Source organism: Lysinibacillus sp. NPDC056232, from assembly GCF_042267565.1.
GTDB lineage: Bacteria > Bacillota > Bacilli > Bacillales_A > Planococcaceae > Lysinibacillus.
This window is the reverse complement of the sequence record NZ_JBHJTF010000022.1, coordinates 42453-56847: the sequence shown is the minus strand read 5'-3', so window position 1 is coordinate 56847 and position 14395 is coordinate 42453. Positions and strand designations below refer to the sequence as shown.

The window sequence follows — 14395 nt, the reverse complement described above, 5'->3', positions numbered from 1 at the left end:
ACGGGTTTCTGATTTGAAATTACTCATCTAAAATATTTTTAATTTCTTCTATTTCCAAAATTAAATCGTCTACTTGTTGCTTGAATTCATCTGTATATTCTAATTCCTCATCCAATTCTTTTGTATACTCTAAGGCATTTAAGGCAAAATCCAAAGCAAATGCAAATAGACTGTCACATAGATTAGAAATGATTGTGTCAATATCCCCAACATTTGCATTTTGATTCTCTTGTGAATAAGAAGGTTGATTTGAATTGGTTTCATTATTGTTCATGATATTCCTCCTTTTTGAGAACAGCACTAGTCTCATTTGCATCATATGCTTTAAATGTAAAAAAGGAGACTGAAAAGGAATATTGTTGTAGAAAAATTTAGTCGCATCTAACCAGATGTGGCTTTTTACTATGCATGATTGAACGGAGCATTTTGGTTATTGACAAATTAATTAATCAATAATATCGTTTATTTATTAATTGATTAATTAATTAATAAACGAAATGTTTGGAGGTCTAACATGTTAAGAGTAGAAAATTTGGTTAAAAGTTATCAAAATGGTCGTGAATTGCTTTATGCATTAGATTCAGTTTCATTGTCAATTGATGATGGGGAATTCGTTGTCATTTTAGGCCCTTCTGGATCCGGTAAATCTACGCTTCTTAATGTAATTTCAGGTTTAGAGCAGCCAGATTCAGGGAGTGTTACTTATGATGACTATGAGATTTGTGGGTTAAATCAGAAAGAACTAACGTTGTTTAGACGTGATAAAACAGCTTTTATCTTTCAAGCATATTATTTACTCCCATTTTTAAATGTAGAATCTAACATTAAAATGGGTGCTGATTTAAAAGGGAACAAAAATATTACTGAAATAATGGATGGTTTAGGACTTCGAGGATTAGAAAAACGTCTTCCTTATGAACTTTCAGGGGGACAACAACAACGAGTGTCTATTGCCCGTGCATTAGCGAAAAAACCGGATTTTTTGTTTTGTGATGAGCCTACTGGAGCATTAGATGAAGAAACGAGCAAACAAATCTTAACTTATTTGAAGCAACTTCAAAAACAATTGAAATTTACAATTATTATGGTAACTCACAATGTTAGTATTGCTCAAATCGCAACAAAAATTATTAAAATGGGTAGCGGAAGAATCGTAGAAGTATCTAGCAATGCTGATCCAAGAGATGTTAATGAAATTACATGGTGAGAAAGGGAGTACATTTGATGAGAGTAAAAAAACAGTTTCCGCTCGTAATGGTTGTTGCCTGTGCAGTATTTATTTGTACGTTACTGGTTTTCTATCTTCAAAACATAGACTCCATAAAGAAGGTACAAGAACATCAACATCAGCAGGACTTTACGCTTATTCTACAAGGAGGGGATATAACGGACCTTTCAAATAAGTATTCTTTTACGTATGATCCTGTAACATATAAAGTCATTTATGATGAAAAAAATATATATCGTGTTATGCGAAATACGCGCAACATTGATATTCCAATATACTTGGAAGGCGTTGCTCCAAAAAGAACAACTGAAATTGCAATAGATAAAAATTATTCACAGGAGAATAAATTAGCACTAGGAGATACAGTTACTATTAGCAATACAACATATTCAATTAGTGGAGTTTTTACTTTACCTGACGCAATTTCACCGCTGGTAGCTAATAATGGTGCTGGCTACAAACCTACTACTCAAGCATTAATACTATGTAGTGAAGAAGTTTACTCAAATTGGGATGAGCAGGAAAAAACAAGTTATTCGGGCCGTTTTTTTGAAAGTGTATCTGAGGAACAGAAACAACTCCTTCTAGAAAAAATGCTTATGGATTCAAATATAAAGTCCGTGTTGAAGAAAGAGGATAATCCACAAATACTTTCTACATTAATCGCAAAAGAAAAAATGTTTAAAATCTGTCTTATTAGCGCTTTAAGTTTCTTCGGTTTAACTGTAATGGTTTTGCTTGTTACTATCATTATCCAAAATATAAATGAAGCAAAATCAAATATGGGTGTTTTAAAAGCACTTGGCTACTCTAAGCTACAAATTGCTAAAAGATATTTCCTAATTGGACCTTTCTTGTTTATAGGCGCAGTTGTAGGATATTTAGTTTCCTATGCAGTTAGCCCTCTGTTCATTAATAGAATGAATGCTACATTTCTCGTGCCAAATGTTTCACTAAATTTTGATCTTGTACAATTCATACTGTTTATAACAATCCCCGCGCTGTTTTTCTCTATAATGGCTTTTGGGATTGCCGTATTTACCTTGCGTAAACCGCCATTAGAAATGATTCATAATGCAGAATCAGTAAAATTAAATTTTCTTGTTAAGCGAATTAGGAAAAACAGATCAACTAATCCTTTTAAGAAAGCGGTCTTTAAAGCAATCGTATTAAATAATTTTCTGTTAGTCTTTTTGGCGTTGCTGACAGGATTTATGGCTAGCGCTAATTTACAGATTGCTTTTTCTTTGCAGGCAATGTCTGATAAGGTATCCTCTTTAACACTTAAAGGTTCCGAATATAAAAGTAATGTTCGATTTATTGAGGCGAAGGAAATGAAACTTTTAGATTCTGAAACACCTTATTTTTCAGAAGACTGTAAAATAGAATTTCCGAATGGTGATGTATTAAATAACGGCCAATTTATGGCATTATCTAGTAGTCGTTCTCTTTTTAAACTTTATAGTGTTCAGAAACAGGAGAATATAGATATTTCAAAGCAGGAAGGCCTTGTGGTGAATGATTGGATGCGCAAGAAATATGATTTGACGATTGGTGACGCTGCGAAAATTCATATAAATAATGTTACGTATCAGTTACCTATAACAGCTTTTGAGCAATCAGTGTATGGGGAAGTAGTTTACAGTAATATGGATGTTGCAATCAATACTGGCCTTTTAGAAAAAGAAGGATATAATGGTGTATTTACTAAAGACAATGTCGAGTTTGACAACAAGCAGCATATGTTTGTTTCAAAACTTGAAGACGTATTATTTGCAAGCTCTCAGCAAAAAGGTACGTATTTCGCACTATCCTTTTTATTCATCTCAATTGGCTTAGCTTTAAGCATTTTAACGATTAGTATTGTAATGAAAATCATTATTTCCTCTAATCGTAAATACTTGGCGATGATGAAAGCATTTGGATATACAAATGCAGAATGCAATCGTATCGTATTATCGGGCTTTCGAATAATTGCCTACATCGGATTTATAATTGGCACACTCTATGCTATTGTTTTAACTAAATTTTTATTTGATTTATTGGCTAAAGCATCAACTGTAGCAATACCAATGACACCAGATAGCAAGGTAATAACAATTTCTCTCGTGATCTTTGCTGTTTCATACGAGGTCATTATGTTACTCTATAAAAAAAGCATGAATGCAGTAACTTTGCAGGAGGTTATGATGAAATGAATAAACGCCGCGAACAGAAGGAAGTTAGACGAGAGCAAATTCTAAACGCGGGCTTGGATTTGTTTATTAGAAACGGTTATCAAGGAACTACAACAAAAGAGATTGGTGACTCAGTTGGAATAAGCCAAGGATTACTGTTTCATTATTTCGGTTCTAAAGAAGAGGTATACCTTGAACTTTTAAATCGAGCTAAAACTAGTATGTCTGTTATTGGTATTTCTGAAGGGGAATTTGCACAACCGTTAGAGTATTTAAATGGAATAGTTACTTCAATACTTGATTCCTTTAAAACTCACCCATTATCGCCAAAATTATTAATGTTAGTTGCGCAAACGCAAATAGCAAGTAACTTACCAGATACTATAAAACAAGTTGCTAAGGATCTTGCAGCATCTGAGGGATTTGAAAGTTTAGTAAAAGAGGGTCAAGTTAAGGGAGTAATACGAGATGGTGATCCTAAAGCACTCGCAGGTTGTTTTTATTCAGCCATTCAAGGTGTTGCTCAAACGTACGTATGCTTCCCAGATATCCCGTTACCACAAAGTAGTTGGTTAGTTGATATTTTGAAGAAGTAAAAGCGAATAAATACTGTTTTGAAGGCCTGACATTTCTTATGGGGAATGTCAGGTTTTTTAGATTCTCCATAATTTACCTCGAAAATCAAATAACTTCGCAAAATTGTCAAAAAAATTTTTGCTATGTTAGAAAAAGAAATCAATTTGTAAAAACAGCGCAGTTTAGCGGTTTAAAGCGGCAAATTGAATGAAAAGATAAAATATTTAGCTGGATTTAAAAGTCAGAACATTCATAATGTTGTTGACGAACCTTGATAATAACGATAATATAGCGATACGTTCACACTTTGCTTGGATAAAGTGTGATAAATATCAGAGATCAAAATCGGGGGGATTATTTGTGAAAAGCAATTTAAAAAAGCTTTCGTTCCTGTTATTGGGGTTAGTTTTAATGCTTGCTGCTTGTGGTAGCAGTGGTTCTAGTTCGTCGGATTCAAAAGGGAACGAAACGAATAACGCAAGTGAGAGCGGCAATGCAGATGATAAAACATATAAGATCGGGATTACTCAAATTGTGGAGCATCCATCTTTAAATGCTGCAACTGAAGGTTTCAAAAAAGCAATTGAAGAATCTGGCTTAAAAGTTGATTACGATCCGCAAATAGCGCAAGGTGATAACAGTCTTAACACGACGATTGCAAACAATCTAGTAAGTGCCAATGTAGATTTAATCTTTGCTAACTCTACGCCATCTGCACAGGCGGCGGCGACGGCTACTAGTGATATTCCAATTGTCTTTACTTCTGTAACAGATGCTGTTGGAGCACAGCTCATTGACTCTATGGAGAAGCCAGGGAAAAATGTAACAGGAACAATCGATTTACATCCTGATACTATTTCGAAAACAGTGGCATTCTTAAAGGAATTGGGTGCGAAAAAAGTAGGTATGGTTTACAACGCTGGTGAGCAAAACTCAGTAGCGCAAGTAAAAGAAGTGAAAAAAGTGATGGGTGAACAAGGCTTAACAGTGGTTGAGGCATCTGCGGCAACGTCTGCAGAAGTAAAACAAGCTGCTGAATCGTTAATCGGTAAAGCCGATGCATTCTATATCATTACTGATAATACAGTAGTTTCGGCACTAGAGTCTGTCATTGATGTAGCGAATGCAAATAAATTACCATTAGTTGTAGGTGAGCTTGACTCTGTGGCACGGGGTGGCTTAGCGGCATATGGTTTTGAATATTATGACATCGGTTATGAAGCAGGGCAAATGGCTGTGAAGATTCTAAAAGGTGAAGCAACTCCTGCTGATGTTCCAGCTCAATATCCACAAAAGCTAAAACTATTAATAAATAAAAAAGTAGCGGATGATTTAGGAATCGACATTAAAGATTCTTGGGGTGCAGAGCTTGTAGAAAAGTAATGGCCTAACATGATCATCTTATGAGACGAAGCGGGGGAGAACTAAAACTGCCTCCGCTTTATCTACTTTTAGAGTAAAAATTGAAATCAATTATGCGGAAGAATCACCGTTCTATTTAGAATTATGTATTGATTCACAAGTATGATGGGATAATCTTTTCTAGTTTCACCTTATTGAGAAGGTTATGGTTCAAGTCTTGTTAAAAGTATGCCATGTGGATAAGTTGATTGGAGTGGAGGCTGGGCGACTTCTTGGGGATTAGCGATAGAGGAACGAAGGCTAAAACCATCACATCCTGTGATAACGCCTTCGTGACCAACATCGGTGCTGTTGCTGTCGCTTCGTTGCACTACGCTTTTGCACAGAATGAAACCCTTTTGCTGCCGCTACGTTAGCACTTCGCTTTCGCGCAAAAAACATCTGTTGGCCCAAGCGGCTCATTGGACGCCCCCAGGAAGCTTTGCTCTGCGCGAAAGCGAAGCGTCAGCAACAAATGTTTTAACTGTGCGAAAGCGAAGCGTCAGCAACAAAGCGCCCAGCCGGAACGGAAATCAACTTCAAGTTATGGTGATGAGCCAAATTATATATTAAGAAATTATTAGGAGATGATTCAACTATGTTTATAGCAATATTTGGCGCGATGGAGCAAGGGATCATCTATGCAATTATGGCACTTGGTGTGTATTTAACATTCCGTGTGTTAGATTTTCCGGATTTAACGGTTGATGGAAGCTTTGTAACAGGGGCGGCTACAGCGGCGACGATGATTCTGCTTGGCTACCACCCGATCTTAGCGACTTTAGTGGCAATTGTTGCTGGATTTATTGCTGGATGTATGACAGGAATTCTTCACACAAAGGGGAAAATTAATCCTCTATTATCAGGGATTTTAATGATGATTGCTTTGTATTCTATTAACCTACGTATTATGGGGTCAACGGCAGAAAATACGATAGGTCGTCCAAATATTCCACTATTAAATTCAGAGACTTTATTTTCAAAGTTTCAAGCGTTTTGGAGTAATTTAGGAATCGATACGGCATTAAATAACCTACTAAAAGGCTTCGGCGTTCAGCAACTACCTTCAACATGGAGCACAATAATCGTAGTGTTAATCATCACGATTTTAATTAAGTTCATTGTAGACTGGTTCTTAAAAACAGAGATCGGCCTAGCTATTCGAGCAACTGGTGATAATAAGCGTATGATTCGTAGCTTCTCGGCTAATACAGATACTCTTATTATTCTTGGGCTAGGACTTTCTAATGCACTTGTTGCATTTTCGGGTGCTTTAATCGCGCAATATTCGAAGTTCTCAGATGTAAGTATGGGGATCGGGATGATTGTGATCGGTCTTGCATCTGTTATTATCGGCGAAGCAATCTTCGGTACAAAAACGATTATGCGCACAACTTTCGCTGTTATAGCTGGAGCGATCATTTACCGCATTATTTTAGCATTAGCATTACGAGTAGATTTCCTAGATTCAGGGGATATGAAATTAATAACAGCTATCATTGTTATTATAGCGTTGATTTTACCTCAATTTATCAATAAGAGGAAGGCGCGCAAACGCAAGGTGAAACGCGCAGCAGAGAAGACACGCGTAAAGACGGTTGAGCAGGGAGGAAATGGCCTTGCTTAAATTAAACGGCATTAATAAGGTATTTAATGAAGGTACACCTGATGAAAAAATGGCACTTGCAGAAATTAATTTGCACTTAAAGCCAGGAGATTTCGTTACAATTATCGGCAGTAATGGTGCTGGTAAATCGACCATGATGAATATGATTTCTGGCGCACTAACACCAGACTTTGGCACGGTTTCAATTGATGAAAATGAGGTTACGACTTTACCAGAATATAAGCGCTCCCACTACATCGGTCGCGTATTCCAGGATCCAATGGCTGGTACAGCGCCAACAATGACGATTGAGGAAAATTTAGCATTAGCTTATTCACGTAATAAGAGTAGAGGCATGCGTATCGGTGTTGATAAAAAGCGCCGAGAATTTTTCAAGGAATCCTTGCAGATGTTGGGCTTGAATTTGGAAAATCGCCTATCTGCAAAAGTTGGCTTACTTTCCGGAGGGGAGCGTCAAGCGCTGTCTCTTTTAATGGCAACATTCACGAAGCCTTCGATTTTATTGCTAGATGAGCATACGGCGGCACTTGACCCATCTCGTGCTGAGTTAATCACACGTATTACAAAATATTTAGTTGAGAAAGACAGCTTGACGACATTAATGGTCACGCACAACATGCAACAAGCATTAGACTTAGGAAATCGACTGATTATGATGGATAAAGGTCAAATCATTTTAGAGGTTGGCGAAGATCGCAAGCATGAATTAACCATCCCGGATTTAATGGCAGAGTTCGAACGTATCCGCGGTGAGAAAATGAACTCAGACCGTGCATTACTAGGATAATAAATGATAAAACGCTCATACAAAATGTGTGGGCGTTTTTCGCTTGATGTCGATATTTTGGGGAGTTGGTTGATAAATTAAAAAAGTTGGTAGATAAATTAAAAAAGTTGGTAGATAAATTAAAAAAGTTGGTCAATAAACAATCAAAAGTTCTCGATAAATAAGCAAACTCTATCGATAAAGTGCATTATAATCTAGCTAAAGGAGGTGAAACTATGTTACTAAAAAAGCGCGAAGTTTCATCGAAGCAACTCGTGTTAGAAATGATCGAAAGAAGACTATCTAAATCTCACGCTAAGTATGATTATTTTCAAGAAATGCTAGGAAGAACAAAGGCTGGCATTGTTGGCGAGCAAAGAGTAGATCGAGAATGGCGGGAAATCTATTTGGAGCATGCATATTATTTATTGCATGATGTACAGCTTAATACTGGAGCTGGATCGATACATCAAATTGATACATTATTTATGTCGCGAAATTTTGTTTTAATAGTGGAAATAAAAAATATCGTTGGGCGTATAGAATATATGGAAGATCATCATCAATTTATTCGAATTACTTCTGATGGCAGAGTAGATGGCTTTAGAAATCCCTTTGATCAAGTGAAGCGGCATGCTAGGTTTTTGCGTCTGATTTTTCAAAAGGCAGGCGATCATATACCTATTGTTTATATGATCGTCTCTGCAAATCCGAATATGATTATGACGTCAAGTTTGTCGGCGCAACCGATTATTCATGTGAGTGGCTTGGCTGAAAAGATAGAGCAGTTGTTTTTACGATATTCACAAGTCTGTTTGAGTGAAAAAGGTTTGGAACATATCGCTGATCGCTTTCTAAAGAAGCATGAACCAACCCAATGGATACCAGATATCGAGTGGGATGAACTAAGAAAAGGGGCACTATGCTCGCAATGTGAGTACCAGCATACGGTCCAGTATTTCTTTGGAAAATGGCGTTGTAGCAATTGTCAACGGACAGATAATAAATCGATGCTAGTAGCATTACAAGATTATCAGCTAATGATGGGAAACAATATTTCTAATGCTCAATTTCGTAATTTTTTTGATATTGACTCAGAGAGAGTAGCTCATTACTTATTGAAAAAGTTAAAGTTTGAAGTGATTGGTGAAAATAAAAATAGAAAATATATAATCCCTGCTAAATTATTGGATTAAATGTAAGCGACGAAACTATCAGTGCGGTCAGATAGTGTCGCCTGTAAGGTAGATGTCGATATTTTTGGAAAGTTGGGTGATAAATTAAAAAAGTTGGTCGATAAATCGATAAAGTTGGTAGATAAATCGATAAAGTTGGTAGATAAATTAAAAAAGTTGGTAGATAAACAATCAAAAGTTCTCGATAAATCTCAAAAGTGCTCCGATAAACCTAAAAAAGCCACACTCACATAGTAAGTGTGACTCTTTATTTTAGACTAGTAAGCCAAATAGTTGAATGTCGTTGTTTACTTCTTTGTAATTGAAGCCGAATTCATTCATGCGTACTAGTAAGCCTTCGTAGTCTTCGCGATTACCAAGCTCGATACCGACTAAGGCAGGACCACTTTCTTTGTTGTTTTTCTTTGTATATTCGAAAGTAGTAATGTCGTCGTTTGGTCCTAGAACGCTTGTTAGGAATTGGCGAAGCGCGCCCGCACGCTGTGGGAAGCTTACGATGAAGTAGTATAGTAAGCCCTCGTGAATTAAAGATTTTTCTTTAATCTCCTGCATACGACCGATATCATTATTACCACCACTAATGATGATAACGACTGATTTCCCTTTGATTTCCTCTTTATAAGAGTCGAGAGCTGCTACTGATAATGCTCCAGCAGGTTCTGCGATAATGGCGTGTTTATTATAAAGATCTAAGATTGTTGTACATACTTTTCCTTCTGGTACTAGGACGATGTCGTCTAAGTAGCGACGACAAACATCATATGTGTGATTTCCGACGCATTTTACTGCAGCCCCATCTACGAATTTGTCAATCCAATCAAGAGCCACTGCACCGCCTTCAGCAAATGCAGCCTTCATACTGCCTGCCCCAGCAGGCTCTACACCGATAATTTTGCTATTAGGTGAAAGGTTTTTCACATAGGCAGAAACACCTGACATTAAGCCACCGCCACCAATACTACCAAATACGTAGTCAATCGGTTCCTCCATATCATTCATAATTTCAACAGCAACCGTTCCTTGACCAGCAATGACATCAAAATCATCAAATGGGTGGATAAAGATTTTATCGTGTTCATCACAGTAAGCGAATGCACTTTCTGCAGAATCATCGAAGGTATCACCAGCTAAAATAATTTCTACATAATCACGACCAAACATACGCACTTGATCAATTTTTTGCTTAGGTGTTGTTTGAGGCATAAAAATACTTGCTTGAATTTTCAATTGTGCACAGGCGTAGGCAACACCTTGGGCATGATTGCCCGCACTTGCACAAACAACGCCAGCTTTACGAGCCTCTTCTTCAATTTTTTTAATCTTATAATAGGCACCACGAAGTTTAAATGAGCGTACATGCTGTAAATCTTCGCGTTTAAAATAAATATTAGCTCCGTATTTCTCGGATAAATAGTCATTTTTTTGTAGTGGCGTGTGTACCACTACGTCTTTTAAGAAATGATGTGCAATCAAGATATTTTCTACTTGCACGGTTCTAGTGTCAGCAGCTTCCATAATGTTCATCCTCCGTTATGCGTATAAAACATTTATTTATGATAGCACACTTTATAAGCTTTTTGTCATTAATTTTTAGTTAATTCTAAATTTTCTGTGTCCACTTAATGCAAAATAGATTTCTTCGAGAATTTTTTTTGGAGAAATAAAGGATGCACACATTTCCTCATAACGAAAATGGCCAAGCATATACTAGAATACCTTAGGACAAGTAGGAGGGTATGTAATTGGAAATCATTCAAGGAATTCTATCTACATACATTCAATTTTTCAATTGGGAAATGTGGAAGGAAATTTTGACTGACCCTGTATCTTGGGGGTTAATATCAACACTCATTATAATAGAAGGTTTACTTTCGGCTGATAACGCACTTGTATTAGCAGTGCTAGTAAAGCATTTGCCAAACAAGCAACGTAAACGAGCTTTAATGTACGGGATGTTGGGGGCCTATTTTTTTCGATTTTTATTTATTGGGATAGGTGTTTATTTAGTAGAATTTTGGTTTGTTAAATTGCTAGGAGCGCTGTATTTAGGTTGGCTATGTGTCGCTCATTTCCTACAGATTGGGGAAGCGGATAGTGCCAAGGAGATGAAAAAAACAGGGTTGTTGGTTCGTCTTTTTGGAACGTTTTGGGCAACGGTTATTTCGGTAGAACTGATGGATATTGCCTTTTCAATTGATGCGATTTTTGCAGCTTTTGCGATATCCAATCAAATTTGGATATTACTAATCGGGGGAATGCTAGGTATTTTAATGATGAGAACGATTGCAGGTTTATTTTTAATCATTATTGAAAAAATACCAGAATTAGAGGCAACAGCATTTATTATTATTGGCATTATTGCACTGAAAATGCTAGCAAGCGTTATCGGTATTCACATTCCACATTATATGTTTTTTGTTGTGTTAATTATTATATTTGCTATAACCTTCATGATTCATTTCTTAAAAAAAATGAAGGTCGCTTAACATAAAAGCGGTTCTGTTCTCTATTTAGAAAGAGAACAGAACCGCTTTATTGTTAGTAAAGAAACTATAGCTTCTTATTTTACATACTGATCAGGATTCACAATATAGAACTTTTCAATATTAAGCCAGCTTTCGCTCATTGGCTCACCGTCATCAATACGTTTTTCTGTTTCTTGCATCATCCAAGCAGTTTGGGATGCGTGTGCTTGTAAGGCATTAATTTTATCCGTCTTCATTTCACTTATATTGACGACAACATGTGGCTCTCCATTTTTTTCAATGGTATCATTTGCAAAGGCACAGCCTAACACTTGTGGGCGTGCGGCTTTTGGCATACGACGAACAGCTTCTACTACAGCACGTGCAGTTGCCTCATGGTCAGGATGAACTGCGAAACCTGGTAAGAATGTAATGATAAGAGAAGGCATTAACTCTTCTATTAAACCTTCAACAAGCTTTACCATTTTTTCATCGTCTTCAAATTCAATCGTTTTATCACGGAAACCAAGCATACGTAAATCTTGTATTCCCATAGCATCTGCTGCTGCAATAAGCTCCTTACGTCGAATTTCTGGTAAGGATTCACGTGTTGCAAAAGGTGGATTTCCTAAATTACGCCCCATCTCGCCTAAAGTTAAACAGGCATATGTAACAGGTGTATTCATTTTCTTTGTATAGTAGGCAATTGTTCCAGCAACTGAAAAAGCCTCATCATCTGGGTGAGGGTAAACAATTAAAATATGACGTTGCGGTTGTAAATTCAAAAAGTCGTCCCCCTTAGTAAGTAAACGGCGTTTCGCTAATTTCAAGTGCAATCGCCAATTTTCCTGAGTAGTCTAGTCCAGCCATTAATAAACGGCCTAAATCATCTAATTCAAAATGTGTGATGCCTTGCGCATAAACCCAGCCATGTGCCATTTTCAAGCCAACACGATGGGGTGAATCATCTACCACTTTAGCAAGTTCATAGTTGATTTTAGCATTACGAATAAAAGCACCTGCATTAAAAAAATTCTCATCAAAGTGTGCTGCATAAGAACCGTTCGTCGTCTCAAGATGGATATAAACGTCTTTGTTGGCGAAAGAATTCAATAATTCCTGTAACGTCTTTACTTGTACTTCTTGCATCTTAACACTCCTCTCGATTATTTCTATTTTAAGTATAGTCAAAAAAGATGACAAAGGGAAATTGAAAGGCTTTTGTTGCCAACCTAATAAAAAACGCCGTTGATAAATACAGAAATTTCTTTATTTTAAAATAATTATTATTCACTATTTATATAGGGTTAATTACTTGAAAAAACTATTCTGATGTATCAATATAGGACACATGAAACAGATTAATATAAATTGTGTCGTTATAATTTGTATGCGGTTTCATAAATAAAATATGGGGAGATTGATACTATGATTTATGCAAATCCTAATACTCCGGGAGCAGTAGTAAATTTCAAAGAAAAATATGATAACTTTATCGGTGGCGAATGGGTTCCTCCAGTAAAAGGTCAATACTTTGAAAATAAAACACCTGTAACAGGTCAAGTTTTCACAAAAGCAGCTCGTTCAACAGTTGAAGATATTGAGCTTGCTCTTGATGCAGCACACGCAGCAAAAGATGCATGGGGTAAAACAAGCGCAACTGAGCGTGCATCTATTTTAAATAAAATCGCAGATCGTATTGAAGAAAACTTAGAAATGATTGCTGTTGCAGAAACATGGGATAATGGTAAAGCAGTTCGCGAAACTTTAAACGCAGATATTCCTTTAGCAATTGATCACTTCCGTTATTTTGCAGGTGTCATCCGTGCACAAGAAGGGCGTACAACACAATTAGATAACGACACTGTTGCATATCACTTCCAAGAGCCACTAGGTGTAGTTGGCCAAATCATTCCTTGGAACTTCCCAATCTTAATGGCTGCTTGGAAAATTGCTCCTGCACTTGCAGCAGGTAACTGTATCGTGATGAAACCAGCTGAGCAAACGCCAGTTTCATTATTAGTATTAATTGAAACGATTCAAGACATCCTACCAAAAGGCGTCCTTAACATTGTAAACGGCTTTGGTGTTGAAGTTGGTAAACCACTTGCAACGAACAAACGAATTGCAAAAATTGCTTTTACAGGTTCAACAGCTGTTGGTCGCCAAATTATGCAATATGCAACTGAAAATATTATTCCTGTAACGTTAGAGCTAGGTGGTAAATCACCAAACGTATTCTTTGAGGACGTAATGGCTTCAGATGATGAATATTTAAATAAAGCAATTGAGGGCTTTGTGATGTTCGCATTAAACTCAGGTGAAATTTGTACTTGTCCTTCACGTGCACTTGTTCAAGAATCCATTTACGATAAATTCATTGAACTTGCATTAGAGCGCGTAAAAGCTATTAAAATTGGTAATCCATTAGATACAGAAGTCATGATGGGTGCTCAAGCTTCTAATGAACAAAAACAAAAAATCCTTTCTTACCTAAAACTTGGTAAAGAAGAAGGTGCTGAGTGCTTAATAGGTGGAGAAGAAAATATTCTTGAAGGCGACCTTGCAGGAGGTAACTACATTAAACCAACAGTTTTCAAAGGTCATAATAAAATGCGAATCTTCCAAGAAGAAATCTTTGGCCCAGTGCTTGGCGTGACTACATTCAAAGATTTTGATGAAGCAATGGAAATTGCAAATGATACAGAATATGGTTTAGGTGCTGGTGTTTGGTCACGTTCTGGTGACATTGCTTACCGTGCAGGTCGAGCTATTCAAGCTGGTCGTGTGTGGACAAACACTTATCATCAATATCCAGCAGGTGCTGCATTTGGTGGATTCAAACTTTCTGGTATCGGTCGTGAAAACCACGCAATGATGTTAGATCACTACCAACAAACTAAATGTCTTTTAGTGAGCTACAAAAAAGAAGCACAAGGATTTTTCTAATACCAAAGGA

General features: G+C 36.8%; 15 protein-coding genes. 10 read left to right on the top strand and 5 right to left on the bottom strand.

Annotation, left to right across the window (positions count from 1 at the left end; translation table 11 throughout):
- Positions 1–19 precede the first annotated feature (19 nt).
- Positions 20–274, bottom strand: coding sequence for a hypothetical protein (locus tag ACFCYJ_RS16425; protein WP_376075053.1), 255 nt, complete (start codon positions 272–274; stop codon positions 20–22).
- A 240-nt stretch (positions 275–514) separates the two neighbouring features.
- On the opposite strand from ACFCYJ_RS16425, the gene ACFCYJ_RS16420 reads away from it, so the two are divergent.
- The 4 genes from ACFCYJ_RS16420 to ACFCYJ_RS16405 all read left to right on the top strand — a co-directional run bounded on the left by ACFCYJ_RS16420 (position 515) and on the right by ACFCYJ_RS16405 (position 5364).
- Positions 515–1207, top strand: a complete 693-nt coding sequence (locus tag ACFCYJ_RS16420; RefSeq protein ID WP_376075052.1) for an ABC transporter ATP-binding protein — start codon at positions 515–517, stop codon at positions 1205–1207.
- Between the two features lie 17 nt (positions 1208–1224).
- Positions 1225–3426, top strand: a complete 2202-nt coding sequence (locus ACFCYJ_RS16415) for an FtsX-like permease family protein (RefSeq protein WP_376075050.1) — start codon at positions 1225–1227, stop codon at positions 3424–3426.
- Positions 3423–4001 (top strand): TetR/AcrR family transcriptional regulator, encoded by a 579-nt coding sequence (locus tag ACFCYJ_RS16410; protein ID WP_376075049.1) that lies wholly within the window; start codon positions 3423–3425, stop codon positions 3999–4001. Before ACFCYJ_RS16415 ends, ACFCYJ_RS16410 begins: the two co-directional genes overlap by 4 nt.
- A 340-nt stretch (positions 4002–4341) precedes the next feature.
- Entirely contained in the window at positions 4342–5364 is a 1023-nt protein-coding gene (locus tag ACFCYJ_RS16405) for an ABC transporter substrate-binding protein (RefSeq protein WP_376075047.1), read from the top strand.
- Between the two features lie 182 nt (positions 5365–5546).
- On the opposite strand, the gene ACFCYJ_RS16400 is transcribed toward ACFCYJ_RS16405, so the two are convergent.
- Positions 5547–5714 (bottom strand): hypothetical protein, encoded by a 168-nt coding sequence (locus ACFCYJ_RS16400; RefSeq protein ID WP_376075045.1) that lies wholly within the window; start codon positions 5712–5714, stop codon positions 5547–5549.
- A gap of 73 nt (positions 5715–5787) precedes the next feature.
- Here ACFCYJ_RS16400 and ACFCYJ_RS16395 point away from each other — a divergent pair, with 73 nt between their 5' ends.
- From ACFCYJ_RS16395 to ACFCYJ_RS16380, 4 genes are all read left to right on the top strand, one after another.
- The gene (locus tag ACFCYJ_RS16395) at positions 5788–5955 is read left to right on the top strand and encodes a hypothetical protein (RefSeq protein ID WP_376075044.1); all 168 of its coding nucleotides are present in this window, start codon (positions 5788–5790) and stop codon (positions 5953–5955) included.
- Between the two features lie 25 nt (positions 5956–5980).
- The gene (locus ACFCYJ_RS16390; RefSeq protein ID WP_376075042.1) at positions 5981–7009 is read left to right on the top strand and encodes an ABC transporter permease; all 1029 of its coding nucleotides are present in this window, start codon (positions 5981–5983) and stop codon (positions 7007–7009) included.
- A complete protein-coding gene (locus ACFCYJ_RS16385) occupies positions 7002–7796 on the top strand; it encodes an ABC transporter ATP-binding protein (protein WP_376075040.1) in 795 nt (264 codons plus the stop codon). The genes ACFCYJ_RS16390 and ACFCYJ_RS16385 overlap by 8 nt, the downstream gene beginning before the upstream one ends.
- Before the next feature lie 215 nt (positions 7797–8011).
- Complete coding sequence (locus ACFCYJ_RS16380; RefSeq protein ID WP_376075038.1) at positions 8012–8971, top strand: nuclease-related domain-containing protein; 960 nt, start codon at positions 8012–8014, stop codon at positions 8969–8971.
- Between the two features lie 252 nt (positions 8972–9223).
- Here ACFCYJ_RS16380 and ilvA read toward each other — a convergent pair whose 3' ends face one another.
- Positions 9224–10486, bottom strand: a complete 1263-nt coding sequence (ilvA, locus tag ACFCYJ_RS16375) for a threonine ammonia-lyase IlvA (protein ID WP_376075036.1) — start codon at positions 10484–10486, stop codon at positions 9224–9226.
- 227 nt (positions 10487–10713) lie between these two features.
- Here ilvA and ACFCYJ_RS16370 point away from each other — a divergent pair, with 227 nt between their 5' ends.
- On the top strand, positions 10714–11457 hold the full coding sequence (locus ACFCYJ_RS16370) for a TerC family protein (RefSeq protein WP_376075035.1): 744 nt from the start codon (positions 10714–10716) through the stop codon (positions 11455–11457).
- Between the two features lie 74 nt (positions 11458–11531).
- On the opposite strand, the gene bshB2 is transcribed toward ACFCYJ_RS16370, so the two are convergent.
- Entirely contained in the window at positions 11532–12221 is a 690-nt protein-coding gene (bshB2, locus tag ACFCYJ_RS16365) for a bacillithiol biosynthesis deacetylase BshB2 (protein WP_376075033.1), read from the bottom strand.
- 13 nt (positions 12222–12234) lie between these two features.
- Positions 12235–12585 (bottom strand): YojF family protein, encoded by a 351-nt coding sequence (locus ACFCYJ_RS16360; RefSeq protein WP_376075032.1) that lies wholly within the window; start codon positions 12583–12585, stop codon positions 12235–12237.
- Positions 12586–12864: 279 nt separating this feature from the next.
- On the opposite strand from ACFCYJ_RS16360, the gene exaC reads away from it, so the two are divergent.
- Positions 12865–14385 (top strand): acetaldehyde dehydrogenase ExaC, encoded by a 1521-nt coding sequence (gene exaC, locus ACFCYJ_RS16355; protein WP_328007773.1) that lies wholly within the window; start codon positions 12865–12867, stop codon positions 14383–14385.
- The last annotated feature ends 10 nt before the right edge of the window (positions 14386–14395 follow it).

What these genes read in the sequence shown, in the direction of transcription:
- ACFCYJ_RS16380 (WP_376075038.1), top strand. Translation starts at nt 8,012, where the DNA reads ATGTTACTAAAAAAGCGCGAAGTTTCATCGAAGCAACTCGTGTTAGAA.
- exaC (WP_328007773.1), top strand. Translation starts at nt 12,865, where the DNA reads ATGATTTATGCAAATCCTAATACTCCGGGAGCAGTAGTAAATTTCAAA.
- ACFCYJ_RS16360 (WP_376075032.1), bottom strand. Translation starts at nt 12,585, where the DNA reads ATGCAAGAAGTACAAGTAAAGACGTTACAGGAATTATTGAATTCTTTC.
- ilvA (WP_376075036.1), bottom strand. Translation starts at nt 10,486, where the DNA reads ATGGAAGCTGCTGACACTAGAACCGTGCAAGTAGAAAATATCTTGATT.
- ACFCYJ_RS16390 (WP_376075042.1), top strand. Translation starts at nt 5,981, where the DNA reads ATGTTTATAGCAATATTTGGCGCGATGGAGCAAGGGATCATCTATGCA.
- ACFCYJ_RS16410 (WP_376075049.1), top strand. Translation starts at nt 3,423, where the DNA reads ATGAATAAACGCCGCGAACAGAAGGAAGTTAGACGAGAGCAAATTCTA.
- ACFCYJ_RS16415 (WP_376075050.1), top strand. Translation starts at nt 1,225, where the DNA reads ATGAGAGTAAAAAAACAGTTTCCGCTCGTAATGGTTGTTGCCTGTGCA.
- ACFCYJ_RS16420 (WP_376075052.1), top strand. Translation starts at nt 515, where the DNA reads ATGTTAAGAGTAGAAAATTTGGTTAAAAGTTATCAAAATGGTCGTGAA.
- ACFCYJ_RS16425 (WP_376075053.1), bottom strand. Translation starts at nt 274, where the DNA reads ATGAACAATAATGAAACCAATTCAAATCAACCTTCTTATTCACAAGAG.